13 protein-coding genes and 1 pseudogene are annotated in these 14,886 nt (G+C 70.3%); 8 read left to right on the top strand and 6 right to left on the bottom strand.

Annotation, left to right across the window (positions count from 1 at the left end; translation table 11 throughout):
- Nucleotides 1–50: 50 nt before the first annotated feature.
- Both pth and OG349_RS22075 read left to right on the top strand, forming a co-directional pair.
- Nucleotides 51–647: an aminoacyl-tRNA hydrolase gene (gene pth / locus OG349_RS22080; RefSeq protein ID WP_161312476.1), complete on the top strand. Its 597-nt coding sequence runs from the start codon at nucleotides 51–53 to the stop codon at nucleotides 645–647.
- A gap of 53 nt (nucleotides 648–700) precedes the next feature.
- Nucleotides 701–1,171, top strand: coding sequence for a hypothetical protein (locus tag OG349_RS22075; RefSeq protein ID WP_327236251.1), 471 nt, complete (start codon nucleotides 701–703; stop codon nucleotides 1,169–1,171).
- An 88-nt stretch (nucleotides 1,172–1,259) separates the two neighbouring features.
- On the opposite strand, the gene ppc is transcribed toward OG349_RS22075, so the two are convergent.
- On the bottom strand, nucleotides 1,260–3,989 hold the full coding sequence (ppc, locus tag OG349_RS22070; protein WP_327236250.1) for a phosphoenolpyruvate carboxylase: 2,730 nt from the start codon (nucleotides 3,987–3,989) through the stop codon (nucleotides 1,260–1,262).
- A gap of 243 nt (nucleotides 3,990–4,232) precedes the next feature.
- On the opposite strand from ppc, the gene OG349_RS22065 reads away from it, so the two are divergent.
- The 3 genes from OG349_RS22065 (at nucleotide 4,233) to OG349_RS22055 (ending at nucleotide 6,659) form a co-directional block, all read left to right on the top strand.
- Nucleotides 4,233–5,240 carry an acyl-CoA desaturase gene (locus tag OG349_RS22065; protein WP_327236249.1) on the top strand — a complete coding sequence of 336 codons (1,008 nt, stop codon included), beginning with the start codon at nucleotides 4,233–4,235 and terminating at the stop codon, nucleotides 5,238–5,240.
- Nucleotides 5,237–5,938, top strand: coding sequence for a TetR/AcrR family transcriptional regulator (locus OG349_RS22060; RefSeq protein ID WP_161312472.1), 702 nt, complete (start codon nucleotides 5,237–5,239; stop codon nucleotides 5,936–5,938). Before OG349_RS22065 ends, OG349_RS22060 begins: the two co-directional genes overlap by 4 nt.
- A 124-nt stretch (nucleotides 5,939–6,062) precedes the next feature.
- Nucleotides 6,063–6,659 (top strand): Uma2 family endonuclease, encoded by a 597-nt coding sequence (locus tag OG349_RS22055; protein WP_161312471.1) that lies wholly within the window; start codon nucleotides 6,063–6,065, stop codon nucleotides 6,657–6,659.
- On the opposite strand, the gene OG349_RS22050 is transcribed toward OG349_RS22055, so the two are convergent.
- On the bottom strand, nucleotides 6,634–7,530 hold the full coding sequence (locus OG349_RS22050) for a trans-aconitate 2-methyltransferase (RefSeq protein ID WP_327236248.1): 897 nt from the start codon (nucleotides 7,528–7,530) through the stop codon (nucleotides 6,634–6,636). The two genes, OG349_RS22055 and OG349_RS22050, sit on opposite strands and share 26 nt — an antisense overlap.
- Nucleotides 7,531–7,678: 148 nt before the next feature.
- Between OG349_RS22050 and OG349_RS22045 the strand changes: the two genes are divergently transcribed.
- Nucleotides 7,679–8,176, top strand: a complete 498-nt coding sequence (locus OG349_RS22045) for a MarR family winged helix-turn-helix transcriptional regulator (protein WP_327236247.1) — start codon at nucleotides 7,679–7,681, stop codon at nucleotides 8,174–8,176.
- On the opposite strand, the gene OG349_RS22040 is transcribed toward OG349_RS22045, so the two are convergent.
- A complete protein-coding gene (locus OG349_RS22040) occupies nucleotides 8,135–8,908 on the bottom strand; it encodes a response regulator transcription factor (protein ID WP_327236246.1) in 774 nt (257 codons plus the stop codon). The genes OG349_RS22045 and OG349_RS22040 overlap by 42 nt on opposite strands.
- Before the next feature lie 245 nt (nucleotides 8,909–9,153).
- Between OG349_RS22040 and OG349_RS22035 the strand changes: the two are divergent.
- A pseudogene (locus OG349_RS22035) lies at nucleotides 9,154–9,594 on the top strand (GNAT family N-acetyltransferase); the annotation flags it as partial.
- 144 nt (nucleotides 9,595–9,738) lie between these two features.
- Here the strand turns inward: OG349_RS22035 and galK are convergent.
- The 3 genes from galK to galT form a co-directional block, all read right to left on the bottom strand.
- Nucleotides 9,739–10,881, bottom strand: coding sequence for a galactokinase (gene galK / locus OG349_RS22030; RefSeq protein ID WP_327238664.1), 1,143 nt, complete (start codon nucleotides 10,879–10,881; stop codon nucleotides 9,739–9,741).
- An 83-nt stretch (nucleotides 10,882–10,964) separates the two neighbouring features.
- The gene (gene galE, locus OG349_RS22025) at nucleotides 10,965–11,933 is read right to left on the bottom strand and encodes a UDP-glucose 4-epimerase GalE (RefSeq protein ID WP_327236245.1); all 969 of its coding nucleotides are present in this window, start codon (nucleotides 11,931–11,933) and stop codon (nucleotides 10,965–10,967) included.
- Nucleotides 11,930–12,979 carry a galactose-1-phosphate uridylyltransferase gene (galT, locus tag OG349_RS22020; protein ID WP_327236244.1) on the bottom strand — a complete coding sequence of 350 codons (1,050 nt, stop codon included), beginning with the start codon at nucleotides 12,977–12,979 and terminating at the stop codon, nucleotides 11,930–11,932. The genes galE and galT overlap by 4 nt, the downstream gene beginning before the upstream one ends.
- 223 nt (nucleotides 12,980–13,202) lie before the next feature.
- Between galT and OG349_RS22015 the strand changes: the two genes are divergently transcribed.
- Nucleotides 13,203–14,873, top strand: coding sequence for a sodium:solute symporter family protein (locus OG349_RS22015; protein ID WP_327236243.1), 1,671 nt, complete (start codon nucleotides 13,203–13,205; stop codon nucleotides 14,871–14,873).
- The last annotated feature ends 13 nt before the right edge of the window (nucleotides 14,874–14,886 follow it).

Genomic DNA, 14,886 nt, shown 5'->3' with positions numbered 1-14,886 from the left:
TTCGGCTGTGACGACAGACGGCTGTACGACCATGAGGAGACGCGGCGCCGATGACAACAGATGCCAACGCCCCCTGGCTGATCGTGGGCCTGGGCAACCCCGGGCCGGGGTACGCGGCCAACCGGCACAACGTCGGCTTCATGGTGGCGGATCTGCTGGCGGAACGCATCGGCGGCTCGTACAAGCGCGCCCAGAAGGCTCAGGCGCTGGTCATCGAGGGCCGGCTCGGCGCCCCGGGCCCCACCGGCCGCCGCGTGGTGCTGGCCAAGCCGACCTCGTACATGAACCTCTCCGGCGGACCGGTCGCGGGCCTGCGTGACTTCTACAAGGTGGAGACGGCGAACATCGTCGCGATCCACGACGAGCTGGACCTCGACTTCGGCGCGCTGCGGCTCAAGCTGGGCGGCGGGGACAACGGGCACAACGGCCTCAAGTCGATGACCAAGTCCATGGGTCCCGAGTACCACCGGGCGCGGTTCGGCATCGGCCGCCCGCCGGGGCGGATGCAGGTCGCGGACTTCGTGCTCAAGGACTTCTCGTCGGTGGAGCGCAAGGAGCTGGACTACCTGGTCGACCGTACGGCCGACGCGGTGGAGGCGCTGGTGACGCAGGGCCTGGAGCGGGCGCAGAGCGCGTACAACTCCTGAGCCCACCGGCCCGACTTGACCTTGTGCCATCCCATGGCCAAGGATCGCGGCCCATGAAGGCCAGCTCCTCCGACCGCCTGTTCCTCCTCGGCCGCCGCACGGCGATGGGCGGGGTGGCCGTCCTGCTCCTCGCCGCCGGTTTCTGGTCGTCGTGGGGGACGGCGCAGCACGTGGTGCTCGCCAAGGGCCGGGAGCACGGCACCCTCACGGTCACCAGCTGCTCCGCCTCGTCCTGCACGGGCCCGTACGACCCGGACGGTCCGGCGGGTCCCCGGACGGGGATGAGCGCCGAGCGGTCGGTCGCCGTGAAGGAGGGGGAGCGCATCCCCGTGGTGGTGAAGCCCGACACCGACGAGCTGGTACGGACGGGCCTGGGCGGTCAGTTGCACGCCTGGCTGCCGTTCGGCGGCGCGCTGCTGCTGGCCTCTCCGCTGATCGGGGCGGGGCTGCGGATGACCCGTACGGCGTGGGTGACGGGTCTGGCGGGTCTTGCGCTGCTCCTGGCGACGTTCCTGGCGCTGTGACGTCCTCAAGGACAGTCCCGTACCACCCGAAAGGGGTACGTCCGCGTCACGTCGACGCGGACGTACCCCTTCGCACACACGTAGGACGTCAGCCGGTGTTGCGCAGCCCGGCCGCGACCCCGTTCACCGTCAGCAGCAGGGCCCGTGAGAGCAGCGGGTCCGGTGTCTCGTGGCGCTCCGCCGCCGCGCGCTGGCGGGCCAGCAGCGAGACCTGGAGGTACGAGATCGGGTCGAGGTAGGCGTCGCGGATCGAGAACGTCTGCTGGAGCACCGGGTCGGAGTCGAGCAGCTTCTCGCCGCCGGTGATGCGCAGGACTTCCCGCACGGTGAGCGCGTGCTCGGCCTCGATGTCCGCGAAGACGTGCTTGAGGTTGTCGGGGACGAGCGTGTCGACGTAGTGGCGGGCGATCCGCAGATCGGTCTTGGCCAGGGTCATCTCGACGTTCGAGAGGAAGTTCTGGAAGAAGTGCCACTGGCCGTACATCTCGTCGAGGACCGTGTCGAGACCGGCCTCGCGCAGCGCCTTGAGGCCGGATCCGACCCCGTACCAGCCGGGCACGATCTGCCGTGACTGGGTCCAGCCGAAGACCCACGGGATGGCCCGCAGGCCGTCGAGGCCCGCGCCCGAGTCGGGGCGGCGGGAGGGGCGGGAGCCCAGGTGCAGGTCGGCCAGCTGGTCGACGGGGGTGGAGGCGAAGAAGTACGCGGGCAGGTCCGGGTCCTCGACCAGGCCGCGGTACGCGGCGTGCGCGGCGTCCGAGACGGTGTCCATGGCCGCGTCCCAGCGGGCCAGGGCCTCGTCGGACTGGCGCGGCGCGGTGTGCAGCGCGGAGGCCTGGAGGGTGGCGGCGACGGTCAGTTCCAGGTTCTCCCTGGCCAGGGAGGGGATCAGGTACTTGTCGGAGATGACCTCGCCCTGCTCGGTCACCTTGATCTCGCCCTCCAGCGTGCCCCAGGGCTGCGCGAGGATCGCGGTGTGCGAGGGGCCGCCGCCGCGGCCGACGGTGCCGCCGCGGCCGTGGAAGAGCCGCAGCCGTACGCCGTACCGGTGCGCGACGTCACGCAGCCGCCGCTGGGCGCGGTGGATCTCCCACTGGGAGGTGGTGATGCCGCCGAACTTGGACGAGTCCGAGTAGCCGAGCATGACCTCCTGGACGTCGCCGCGCAGCGAGACGAGCCGGCGGTACGAGGGGTCGGCGAGCATCTCGTCGAGGATGACGTCGGCCGCGCGCAGCTCGTCGGTGGTCTCCAGCAGCGGCACGATGCCGATCTTCGCCCAGCCGCCGTGCAGGTCGAGGAGGCCCGCCTCGCGGGCGAGGACGGCCGCCGCGAAGACGTCGTCGGCGCCCTGGCACATCGAGATGATGTACGACTCGATGACCTCGGGGCCGAAGCGCTCGAAGGCCTGGCGGACGGTGTGGAACACGCCGAGGGTCTTCTCGCCGGCCGCGTCGAGCGGGGCCGGGGTGGGTGCGAGCGGGCGGCGGGAGCGCAGCTCCTTGGCGAGGAGCTTCTGCCGGTAGTCGCGCGGCATGTCGCTGTAGCGCCAGGATTCCTCGCCGAGCCGGTCGAAGAGCTGTCCGAGCGCGTGGTGGTGGGCGTCGGCGTGTTCCCGTACGTCCATGGTGGCGAGCTGGAGGCCGAAGGCGGCGAGCGTACGGATCGTCCGGTCCATGCGGCCGTCGGCGAAGAGGCCCCCGCGGTGTTCGCGCAGGGAGGTCTGGATGAGTGTGAGGTCGGCGAGCAGCTCGGAGGTGCCGAGGTAGTCGCGGCCTTCTTCGTGCGGGGTGTTCCTGGCCAGGCGCTCGCGGGTGTTGACGAGCTTCTGGCGGATGCAGGTGGCCTTGAGGCGGTACGGCTCCTCGGCGTTGAGGCGCTTGTAGCGGGGGCTGATCTCGGGGAGCCGGGCGAGGTCGTTCTGGAGCGAGTCGAGCAGTTCGTCCGTGGCGCCGGTGTAGCGGATGGAGTTGGAGAGCAGTCCGCGCAGGTAGTCGATCTGTTCGAGGGCGTCGGTGATGCCGTGTTCGTGCTGGAGGATCAGTACTTCGCGGGTGACCTCGGGGGTCACGTTCGGGTTGCCGTCGCGGTCGCCGCCGATCCAGGTGCCGAAGGTGAGGGGCCGGGTGCCGGCGGGCAGCTCGACGCCGACGCGCTCCAGCTCGGCGACGAGGTCCTCCAGGACGTCCCCGACGGCTCCGGCGTGCAGTTCGTCCAGGTAGTAGATGGCGTTGCGGGCCTCGTCGGCGGGCTCGGGCCGTACGACGCGCAGTTCGTCGGTCTGCCAGATCAGGTCGATCGACTCGGCGAGCCGCAGGTCGTGGCGGCGGCGGTCGGAGGCGATGACGGGGACTTCGAGCAGCTCGGCGATCCGGCGCAGCTTGTTCAGCACGGAGCGGCGGGCGGCCTCGGTGGGGTGCGCGGTGAACACCGGGCGGACGTTGAGGTTCTTGACGGTCTCGCGCAGGTGCTCGGGGTCGGCGTCCTTGAGCCGGTCCGCGGTGCGCGCGAGGAGCCCGCCCTCGGCGGCGCGCCGCTCGCGCATCTCCCGGCCGCGGTGGACCTGTTCGGTGACGTTCGCCAGATGGAAGTAGGTGGAGAACGCGCGTACGAGCTTGGCGGCGGTCTCCAGGTCGGTGTCGCCGAGCAGCTCGGCGGCTGCCTCGCCGTCCTCGCGGGTCAGCGCGCGGACACGCTCGACGAGTTCGAGGAGTTCGGGGCCTTCCTGGCGGACGAGGGTCTCGCCCAGCAGGTCACCGAGACGGCGGATGTCGGAGCGCAGCTCCGCGCTGGCGGATGGGGTCTGGTCGGCACTGCTCACAGGTGCGGCTCCTTGCAGTGTTCAAGCACGTCTGGAGGGTCTGGGGGCATTCGGACCGGCCGGGTGTTCGAGCGGCGGGTCCGGCGGACCGCGCTGTCCGACCACACCAAGGATAGGTGTCGTTCGTTCGACGTTATCCACAGGCCTCTTGTCGCGGCGTTGGGCGCTGCCATACTTACGATGCCGTAGGTTACGCACCCGTATCCGGGCATCTGCCGCATTCCTCACCCCAGGGGCTCCCCAATGACCACAACCCCCGATGTGATCGAAGAATCCACTCCTCCTCCCACCGTCCCCGCGCCGTCCGACGGCGGCGCCCCACTCCCCTCCGCCACCCTCGGCGCGGACAGCAAGGGGACGATCGAGCAGGTCGCTCTCCTGCTCTTCATCGCCGTCCCGTTCGTCGCCCTCGTCGCGGCCGTGCCGCTCGCCTTCGCGTGGGGCGGCGTCAGCTGGCTCGACCTGGGCCTGATGGTGTTCATGTACTACCTCGGGTGCCACGGCATCACGATCGGCTTCCACCGCTACTTCACGCACGGCTCGTTCAAGGCGAAGCGGCCGTTGCGGATCGCTCTCGCGGTGGCCGGGTCGATGGCCGTGGAAGGCCCGCTGGTGCGCTGGGTGGCCGACCACCGCAAGCACCACAAGTTCTCCGACGCGGAGGGTGACCCGCACTCGCCGTGGCGCTTCGGCGAGACGCTGCCGGCCCTGATGAAGGGCCTGTGGTGGGCGCACATCGGCTGGCTCTTCGACGAGGAGCAGACACCGCAGCAGAAGTACGCGCCCGACCTGATCAAGGACCCGGCCCTGCGCGCGGTGTCCCGGCAGTTCGCCCTGTGGACGGTCGTCTCGCTGGCGATCCCCCCGTTGGTCGGCGGTCTGGTAACGATGTCCTGGTGGGGCGCCTTCACGGCGTTCTTCTGGGGTTCACTGGTCCGGGTGGCTCTCCTGCACCACGTCACCTGGTCGATCAACTCGATCTGCCACGCGGTCGGCAAGCGTCCGTTCAAGTCCCGCGACCGCTCGGGCAACGTGTGGTGGCTGGCCGTGCTCTCGTGCGGCGAGTCGTGGCACAACCTGCACCACGCGGACCCGACCAGCGCGCGGCACGGCGTGCTGCGGGGCCAGGTCGATTCCAGCGCCCGCATCATCCGCTGGTTCGAGCAGCTCGGCTGGGCCTCGGACGTCCGCTGGCCGAGCGCCGACCGCGTGGACTCCCGGCGCCAGGGCGCATCCTCCAACGCGGCATGATGGGCAACGTGGCGATCGACGGCGGTACGGACAGCACGGGCAGCACGGAGAAGAGCCGGCCCCCCGCGGGAGGCCGGCGTGCACGCCGAGTCCGTATGACCGGTGCGGAGCGCCGCGAACAACTGCTCGACATCGGCAGGACGGTGTTCGCCGAGAAGGGTTTCGAAGCGACGTCGGTGGAGGAGATCGCGGCGAAGGCCGGGGTCTCCAAGCCCGTCGTGTACGAGCACTTCGGCGGCAAGGAAGGGCTGTACGCGGTGGTCGTGGACCGCGAGATGCGCCAGCTGATGGACATGGTGACCAGCGCACTGACCGCCGGTCACCCGCGTGAGCTGCTGGAACAGGCCGCGTTCGCGCTGCTCGACTACATCGAGCGGTACACGGACGGTTTCCGGATCCTGGTCCGCGACTCGCCGGTGGCCCAGTCCACGGGCACGTTCGCGTCCCTGATCAGCGACATCGCGGTCCAGGTCGAGGACATCCTCGGCACGGAGTTCAAGAACCGCGGCTTCGACCCCAAGCTGGCGCCGCTGTACGCCCAGGCGCTGGTGGGCATGGTGGCGCTGACGGGCCAGTGGTGGGTGGACGCCCGCCGCCCGAAGAAGTCCGAGGTGGCGGCCCACCTGGTCAACCTGGCGTGGCACGGCCTGGAGGGCCTGGAGCCGAAGCCCCGGCTGATCGGGCACCGGAGGTCGTGATCCGTGCCGATGTCCTCCGGGCGGTCAGCCCGGAGGGCGCGCGGTCACTCGTTGTGATGACGACATCCGATTCCAGCCGCTACCGTGAAGCTGTAGCGCCAGTATCCCGTTCATGGGAGGAATCATGACCGCCGAGCCAGTCAAGGTCGCGCACCAGTGGCCTTTGCCCCCGCAGGACGGATACACCGTGGACGATCTGTTCACGCTGCCGGAACTCCCGCCTCACACAGAGTTGATCGACGGGAGTCTTGTTTTCGTGAGTCCGCAACGCCGCTTCCACGCCAAGATGATCAATCTGCTGCTGAACGGGCTGGAGCGCACCGTACCCGCGGAGATGACGATCGAGCGGGAGATCACCGTGGTGCTTGATCGCCGCAACGGACCCGAGCCGGACATTTCCGTGGCCCGTAGCAGTGGCATCGTCGACATGGACCAAACGCATTTCCTGGCGGCGGACATCCTCCTGGCCATCGAGGTCATCTCACCGGAGTCCGAGGCACGTGACCGCAGCGCCAAGCCCGCGAAGTACGCCGCCGCGGGCATTCCGAACTTCTGGTTGGTCGAGAGGGCCGGGGCCGACAAGCACCCCGTCGTCCATGTCTACGAACTGGACCGTCTGACCAAGGCTTATGCCCTGACAGGGATTCACCACGACCGCCTCAAGACCGGTGTCCCGTTCACCATCGACATCGACATCAGTCGTGGTGCGCTGGGTCGCTGAGCGGCTTGCGGGCCACCGCGAAAATGCGGCGGAACGGGAAGACCGTGCCGTGGGGGCCCGGGGGGTAGGCCTCGCGCAGGGCGTCTCGGTATTGGGTGGTGAACCGGTCGATCGCCTGGTGGTCGTCCCCCAGTGCCGTGAGGACCGGGCGCAGCGCCGTGCCCTTCACCCAGTCCAGGACCGGGTCCTCACCGGGGAGGAGTTGCAGGTACGTGGTGTCCCAGACGTCCGCCTCGCAGCCCAGGTTCTCCAGGAGGGTCAGGTAGTCGGCGGGCTCCAGGACGCGGGCGTCGCGGCGGGCGCGGCCTGCCAGGCGGTCGCGCCAGGCGGGGCTGTCGCACAGGGCCGCGAGCAGGACGTGGCTGGGGGCGTCGAAGTTCTTCGGGACCTGGAAGGCGAAGGTGCCGCCGGGGGCGAGGCCGTCGAGCCAGGCGGGGAAGAGGCCGGGATGGCCAGGGACCCACTGGAGCGCCGCGTTCGAGACGATCAGGTCGTACGGGCGGGCCGGGTCCGGTGTCCACGTGGTGGCGTCCCCGGCGACGAAGTCCATCCGGCCGCCGCCCGGCGTGGGGCCCGCGTACCGCTCCGTGGCCAGGTCCAGCATCTCGGCGGAGTTGTCGAAACCGGTGATCAGCGCGTTCGGCCAGCGGTCGGCGAGCAGGGCCGTGACGTTGCCGGGGCCGCAGCCGATGTCCGCGACGGTGAGGGGGGCGGCGCCGGCCGGCGGGTCGGGGATCCGGGCCAGCAGGTCCAGGAAGGGGCGAGTGCGGTGGCCCGCGTGGCGCAGGTACTGGCGAGGGTCCCAGGTCGCGGCGGGGGGTGGGGCGGAGGCGGAGGGTGTTGCGGAGGCGAGGTGCGCGTCGGGGTGCATCGTCGGGTCCCTTGGGGGTCGGGGAACGGGTCCGGGCAGGGCGGGGCCCGGCGCCAGGCATCCGCGACCGCCTACGGCACCCAGCCTGCACCGGATGTATCTTGACGTCAAGAGACTTCATGTCGAGGGACCCTCTACACTGATCGCCATGGAGGATGAGGTCGACCGACTGGTGGCGGCATGGCGGCGGGAGCGTCCTGACCTGGACGTGGAACCGCTGGAGGTGCTCAGCCGCGTCTCCCGGCTGGCCCGTCACCTCGACCGCGCGCGCCGGCTCGCCTTCGCCGAGCACCAGCTGGAGCCGTGGGAGTTCGACGTACTGACGTCACTGCGGCGCGCGGGAGACCCGTACCAGCTCTCACCGGGGCAGCTGCTGACCCAGACACTCGTCACGTCGGGCACGATGACCAACCGTATCGACAGGCTGGCCAAGAAAGGCCTGGTCGAGCGGCTGCCGGACCCGACCGACCGGCGGGGCGTCCTGGTCCGGCTCACCGTCGAGGGCCAGGACCGCGCGGATCAGGCGCTCGCCGGGCTGCTGGCCCAGGAGCGCGCGATCCTCGCGGAGCTCTCCCGCGCGCAGCGCGGGGAGCTGGCCGGGCTGCTACGCCAGCTGACCGCCCCTTTCGACAACATCCCCGGCTAGATCCGCCGGACCGACCCCGGCCCGGCGGGCCAGGGCGACGGCGGCCAGCGTGGAGTGCACACCCAGCTTGCCCAGCACGTTCTGCATGTGCGTGCGCACGGTGTGCGGGGAAAGGAAGAGACGCTCGGCGACCGCCTTGCGTCCCAGCCCCGCGACCATGCACCGCAGCACCTCGCGCTCGCGCGGAGTGAGCGACTCGACGAGCCGCTCGCTCTCCGTGCGGTGTTTGCGCGCGGCCGTCAACTCCCGCAGAACGCCGGTGAGCAGCGCCGGCGGCAGATGCGTCTCGTCGCGCAGGACGCCTCGTATCACCGCCAGCAGCCGTTGCAGTGAACAGTCCTTCGCGACCCAGCCGGACGCGCCCGCCTGGAGCGCCAGCGCCGCGCGGCGCTGGTCGTCCTTCTCGGCGAGCACGACCGCCCGGACGGACGGCTGGCCGGAGCGGACCCCGGCGACGAGCGAGAGCCCGTCGACCAGTACCGCCCCGCCGTTGTCGGGCACGGCCCGCGCGACCGGCACCTGAACCGGTCCCGCGATCGTGCCCAGGTCGGCATCGACGAGCATCACATCGAACCGGCGTCCCTCGGCCGCCGCGCGGTCGAGACAGCGCAGCGCCGCGGGGGCGCTGCCGGCCGCCGCGACGTCCACGTCCGGCTCGGCCGCGAGCGCGGCGGCGAGTGACTCGGCGAAGATGCGGTGATCGTCCACCACCAGAACCCTGATACGTACCAATGGACACCCCCAGAAGGCGGGGAGCGGACGTCGCGGGTACGGCGCCCGGCGAACGGGGTCGCGTCGACGGCACGGCCGCCGCCGTGCTGCTGACTGTGCACCCCACCCCGGGCGTCGTACCCGACTTGCTCCACCCCTGCATCAGCACCGGCCCCCACCGGTGCTGTGCATCAGCGTACGGCCGTGGGCCGTGAGCGGAAGGAAATTCGCAGAACTGGTTGACGGGGTTGTTTAAGGTGGGCTTCATGTTTCGTATTGAGACAGAAGTCGACAAAGAACGACGTACTGAGCTCGGCGAACGACTGCGGGAGACCAACGTGGAGCGCTCCCCCGTGATGCGCACACTGCGGGACAGCCCGCTGGGCCGGGAGGAACCGCTCCACGTGTGGCTGCTGGAGGAGGCGACGGGCGCACTGGCCGGCGGGCTCGTCGGCCGCACCTGGGCCCGCTGGCTGCATGTGGACCTCCTCTGGGTGGACCCGAACCACCGGGGCGCCGCCCTCGGCAGCCGCCTCCTGGGGGAGGCGGAACGGGTGGCGAGGGACGAACGCGACTGCGCGCGGGCGCGGTTGGAGACGTGGGACTTCCAAGCGCCCGGCTTCTACCGGAAGCAGGGGTACGAGGTGGCCGGCGAGGTGACGGACTATCCGCCGGGGGTGACGGAGTACATCCTGGTCAAGTCGCTGAGCGGGAGCAGCACTTCGGAGGACGGGCAGGACGGTCAGGACGGTCAGGAGGGGCGGGACGGTCAGGAAGGCCGGGGAGGCCGGGGGCGCCTTCTGCGCCGCTTCGGGCGGTGACGCCCCGGCCCCGCCCGTCGGCTCAGCCGGTCAGACCAGCCGTCGCGCGCCCCCCGACGGGACCGCCGTGAAGACGCGCGGCGCGGTGAAGCCCGCCGCCGCGAACGCCTTCTCCACCGCCGCCGTGACCCCGTCCGCGTCCGCCTCCTCCACCAGTACGATCGCCGAGCCGCCGAAGCCGCCGCCGGTCATCCGGGCCCCCAGCGCGCCCGCTCCCACCGCGCCGCTCACGACCAGGTCCAGCTCCGGGCAGGAGACCCGCAGGTCGTCGCGGAGGGAGGCGTGGCCCTCCACCAGGACCGGGCCGACCGCGCGTACGTCCCCCGCGTCCAGGAGCGCGATGACCCGCTCGACGCGGTGGTCCTCGCTCACGACATGGCGTACGTAACGGCGGACGTTCTCGCCCTCGTCCGCCAACCGGTTCAGGGCGGCGGAGAGTTCGCCGTACGGGACGTCCCGCAGGGCCGGTACGCCGAGCGCCCGCGCGCCCGCCTCGCAGCCCGCGCGCCGTTCCGCGTACGCGCCGTCGCCCAGCGCGTGCTTGACCCGGGTGTCCACGACCAGCAGCCGGAGCCCCTGCGCCGCGAGGTCGAACGGCACTTGACGCCGCGTCAGGTCGCGGGTGTCCAGGTAGAGGGCATGGCCCTCGGTGCAGCACGCCGACGCCGTCTGGTCCATGATCCCGCACGGAACGCCCACGAAGTCGTTCTCGGCGCGCTGGGCCAGCACCGCCAACTCCCCGCCGTCCAGGCCCAGTTCGAACAGGTCGTTGAGGGCGAGCGCGGTGACGACCTCCAGGGCGGCCGAGGAGGAGAGCCCCGCGCCGGTCGGCACGGTCGACGTGAGATGGATGTCCGCGCCGGTGACGGGGTGCCCGGCGGCGCGCAGCGCCCAGACGACCCCGGCCGGGTACGCGGCCCAGCCGGTGTCCGAGCGGGGTTCGAGGGCGTCGACGGCGAGTTGCACGACGCCTTGGGCGACGTCGGCGGAGTGGAGCCGCAGCACTCCGTCCGTACGGCGGGAGACCGCCGCGACCGTGGTGTGCGGCAGCGCGAGCGGCATGACGAAGCCGTCGTTGAAGTCGGTGTACTCACCGATCAGGTTGACCCGTCCGGGCGCCGCCCAGACCCCGTCGGGCCGGGCCCCGTACAGGGCGAGGAACTGCTCGGCCACGCCCCGGTCACCCGTACCACCACCGCCGTGGCTCGCGCTCCCGCCGCCCGTACCCCCGCCGCCCGCACCGCTCTCCGTCACGCTCACTCCCGCGTCTCCTCACGCCGTGCGAACGCCCACGCGTCCGCCACAATGTCACCCAGGTCCGAGCGGGTCGGGGTCCAGCCGAGCCGCGTGCGCGCGGTCTCGGCGGACGCGACGAGCACCGCCGGGTCGCCGTCGCGGCGCCCGGCCACCACTTCCGGGACCGGGTGGCCCGTGACCTTCCGTACCGTCTCGATGACCTCACGCACCGAGAACCCGCTCCCGTTGCCGAGGTTGCACACCAGGTGCTCGCCCTTCACCGCCGCCTCCAGCGCGCTCAGGTGCGCGTCGGCGAGGTCCGCGACATGGATGTAGTCGCGCACGCACGTGCCGTCCGGCGTCGGGTAGTCCTCGCCGTAGACGGAGATGAACTCCCGCTTTCCTGCTGCCACTTGGAGCACCAGCGGGATGAGGTGCGATTCGGGGTCGTGCCGCTCCCCCGCGCTCCCGTACGCCCCCGCCACGTTGAAGTACCGCAGCGACACCGCCGCGAGCCCGTGCGCCGCGCACTCCCCCGCGATCATGTGGTCGACGGCGAGCTTCGAGGCGCCGTACGGATTGGCCGGCGCGGTCGGGTCGGTCTCCGTGATGGGCGTGGAGACCGGTTCGCCGTACGTCGCCGCTGTGGACGAGAACACCAGCGTGCGCACCCCGGCGGCGCGCATCGCGCCGAGCAGCGCCAGGGAGCCGCCGACGTTGTTCTCCCAGTACTTCTCGGGTTTCGCCACCGACTCGGCGACCTGTGAGGACGCCGCGAAGTGCAGGACGCCGTCGTACGAGGAGTCCAGCCATTCGGCGGCGTCCTGGACGCGGCCCTCGATGAACTCCGCGCCCGCCGGGACCGCTTCACGGAATCCGGTGGAGAGGTCGTCGAGGACGGTCACCTCGTGGCCGACCTCCAGCAGATGGGTCGCCACCACCCCGCCGATATATCCCGCGCCACCTGTGACCAGGTACTTCTTGCTCACTTGCTCGCTACCTCTCGCAATCGCCCGGCCGCGGTCTCCGGCGGCACGTCGTTGATGAACACGCTCATGCCGGACTCGGAGCCCGCGAGGAACTTCAGCTTGCCGGACGTACGCCGTACGGTGAAAAGCTCCAAGTGCAGGGCGAAGTCGTCCCGCCCCGCGGCCCGGAAGGGCGCCTGGTGCCAGGCCGCGATGTACGGGGTCGGCGGTTCGGCCTCCCCGAAGATCCGGTCGAAGCGCTTCAAGAGTTCCAGATAGATCTGTGGGAACTCTGTGCGGGCCGCGTCGTCCAGGGCCCGCAGGTCGGGGACGCGGTGCTTCGGGTAGAGGTGGATCTCGTACGGCCAGTGCGCGGCGTACGGCACGAACGCCACCCAGTGCTCGCCCTCCAGCACCACCCGGGTGCCCTCGGCGCGTTCGCGCGCGACGACGTCGTCGAAGAGGTTGCGGCCGGTCTCCGCCCGGTGCGTACGGGCCGAGCGCAGCATCAGCTCGGTGCGCGGGGTGACGAAGGGGTACGCGTAGATCTGCCCGTGCGGGTGGCCGAGCGTCACCCCGATCTCCTCGCCGCGGTTCTCGAAGGCGAAGACCTGTTCCGCCTGGGGCAGCCGGGCCAGGTCGGCGGTGCGGTCGGTCCAGGCCGCCAGGACCAGCGCGGCCTGTTCCTCGCCGATGTCCGCGAACGACGCGTCGTGGTCAGAGGTGAAGCAGACCACTTCGCAGCGGCCCGAGTCCCCGGCGAGGGAGGGGAAGCGGTTCTCGAAGACGACGACCTCGTACGACGAGTCCGGGATCTCGCTGAGCCTGCCGTCCCTGGAGGGGCAGAGCGGGCACTCGTCGGCGGGCGGGTGGTACGTACGGCTCTGGCGGTGCGAGGCGATGGCGACGGAGTCGCCGAGCAGCGGGTCGCGGCGGATCTCGGAGGAGGTCGCGACCGGGCCGAGGGGCCGGCGGTCCACCGCCTGGCGCACCACGCTGCCCCCGTCCCCGGAGTCGTAGTAGATCAACTCCCGGCCGTCGGCGAGCCGCGTCACCGTCTTCTTCATTCCGTCGCCTCCAGGCCCGGCCCACACGTGTAGAGCGTCACCACTCAAACAGAATCGCACACAAGAAACCACAAGCAAACAGATGCGTCAACGCTTGCCTGTGGGGCACATGCAACGACGGCACCGATCAGTTTCCGATTCCCCACCGACAACCCCGCATCACCAAAGCCGTACATATCAACCAAGATCGATCACGATCGAACTTGCGACGAAGCGAGTACCCATGCCATATCTGGCCGAAGGGCTCCGTCTCCCGACGAACGGGCTCGACTACACCATCCTGGCGATCTACTTCATAGTGGTCCTCGGCATCGGGTTCGCCGCCCGGGCCAGCGTGAAGACCAGCCTCGACTTCTTCCTCTCCGGCCGTTCGCTGCCGGCCTGGGTGACGGGACTCGCCTTCGTCTCCGCCAACCTCGGCGCCACCGAGATCCTCGGCATGGCGGCCAACGGCGCGCAGTACGGCGTCTACACCGTGCACTGGTACTGGATCGGCGCCATCCCCGCCATGGTCTTCCTCGGCCTGGTGATGATGCCCTTCTACTACGGCTCGAAGGTCCGCTCCGTACCGGAGTTCCTGCTCCACCGCTTCGGACCCTCCTCCCACCTGCTCTCCTCGATCATCTTCGCGGTGTCCGCCGTCCTGATCGCGGGCGTCAACCTCTACGCGATGGCGATCGTGCTGGAGGCGCTGCTGGGCTGGCCTCAGTGGGTCGCGATCGTCGTCGCGGGCCTCTTCGTCCTCGTGTACATCACCATCGGGGGCCTCTCCTCGGCGATCTACAACGAGGTGCTCCAGTTCTTCGTCATCCTCGCCGCGCTGATCCCGCTGACCGTCGTCGGCCTCAAGCGGGTCGGCGGCTGGGGCGGCCTGACCGACTCCCTGACGGACTCGAAGGGCGGCGCGTTCCTCACCGCCTGGCAGGGCACGGGCGTCGGCTCGCCCAACCCGCTCGGCGCGAACTGGCTCACCATCGTCCTCGGCCTCGGCTTTGTCATGAGCTTCGGCTACTGGACCACCAACTTCGCAGAGGTGCAGCGCGCGCTGTCCGCGAAGAACCTCTCCGCCGCCAAGCGGACCCCGCTCATCGCCGCGTTCCCGAAGATCTTCATCCCGCTGGTCGTGATCGTCCCCGGTCTGATCGCGCTGGTCATGGAGCCGACGCTCGGCAAGGCCGGCAGCGGCCTCCAGTACAACGACGCGATCCCGGTCCTCATGCGCGACCTGCTCCCCAACGGTGTGCTGGGCATCGCCGTGACCGGCCTGCTGGCCGCCTTCATGGCGGGTATGGCGGCGAACGTGTCGTCGTTCAACACGGTGTTCACGAACGACATCTGGGGCGCGTACCTCAAGAAGGACCGTGAGGACGCCTACTACTTGAAGACCGGGCGGATCGTCACGGCGGTCGGTGTGCTGATCGGCATGGGTACGGCGTTCATCGCCTCCAGCTTCAGCAACATCATGAACTACCTCCAGACGCTGTTCTCCTTCTTCAACGTCCCGCTGTTCGTGGTCTTCATCATCGGGATGTTCTGGAAGCGGACCACCCCGGCCGCCGGTTTCTGGGGCCTGCTCTCCGGCACGGTCGCCGCGATGGTCAACTACTTCTGGCTGTACAAGGGCGGGGTCATCTCCATCCCCAGCGACCAGGGCGCGAACTTCGTGTCGTCCATCGTCGCGTTTGTCGTCGGCGCCGTGGTGATGGTCGTCGTCTCGTACGTCACCAAGCCGAAGCCCGCCGAGAAGCTCGACGGCCTGGTGTACGGGACCCGCTCGCCCGGCATGGACGAGGCCGCCGCCGAGGGCGACGACGCGTGGTACCGCAGGCCGGCCCTGCTGGGCTGGGGCGCGCTCATTCTCGCCGCCGTCTGCTACGTCCCGTTCTCTCTCTGATCCCGACTCTCTC

The organism is Streptomyces sp. NBC_01317 (assembly GCF_035961655.1).
Lineage (GTDB): Bacteria > Actinomycetota > Actinomycetes > Streptomycetales > Streptomycetaceae > Streptomyces.
Note: the sequence above shows the minus strand (reverse complement) of the source record. Positions and strands in the feature narration are given on the sequence as shown.

Excerpts from the sequence above, each read along its gene's own strand:
- pth (WP_161312476.1), top strand. The coding sequence starts at position 51 with ATGACAACAGATGCCAACGCCCCCTGGCTGATCGTGGGCCTGGGCAAC.
- OG349_RS22075 (WP_327236251.1), top strand. The coding sequence starts at position 701 with ATGAAGGCCAGCTCCTCCGACCGCCTGTTCCTCCTCGGCCGCCGCACG.
- OG349_RS22065 (WP_327236249.1), top strand. The coding sequence starts at position 4,233 with ATGACCACAACCCCCGATGTGATCGAAGAATCCACTCCTCCTCCCACC.
- OG349_RS22060 (WP_161312472.1), top strand. The coding sequence starts at position 5,237 with ATGATGGGCAACGTGGCGATCGACGGCGGTACGGACAGCACGGGCAGC.
- OG349_RS22055 (WP_161312471.1), top strand. The coding sequence starts at position 6,063 with ATGACCGCCGAGCCAGTCAAGGTCGCGCACCAGTGGCCTTTGCCCCCG.
- OG349_RS22050 (WP_327236248.1), bottom strand. The coding sequence starts at position 7,530 with ATGCACCCCGACGCGCACCTCGCCTCCGCAACACCCTCCGCCTCCGCC.
- OG349_RS22045 (WP_327236247.1), top strand. The coding sequence starts at position 7,679 with ATGGAGGATGAGGTCGACCGACTGGTGGCGGCATGGCGGCGGGAGCGT.
- galT (WP_327236244.1), bottom strand. The coding sequence starts at position 12,979 with ATGAAGAAGACGGTGACGCGGCTCGCCGACGGCCGGGAGTTGATCTAC.
- OG349_RS22015 (WP_327236243.1), top strand. The coding sequence starts at position 13,203 with ATGCCATATCTGGCCGAAGGGCTCCGTCTCCCGACGAACGGGCTCGAC.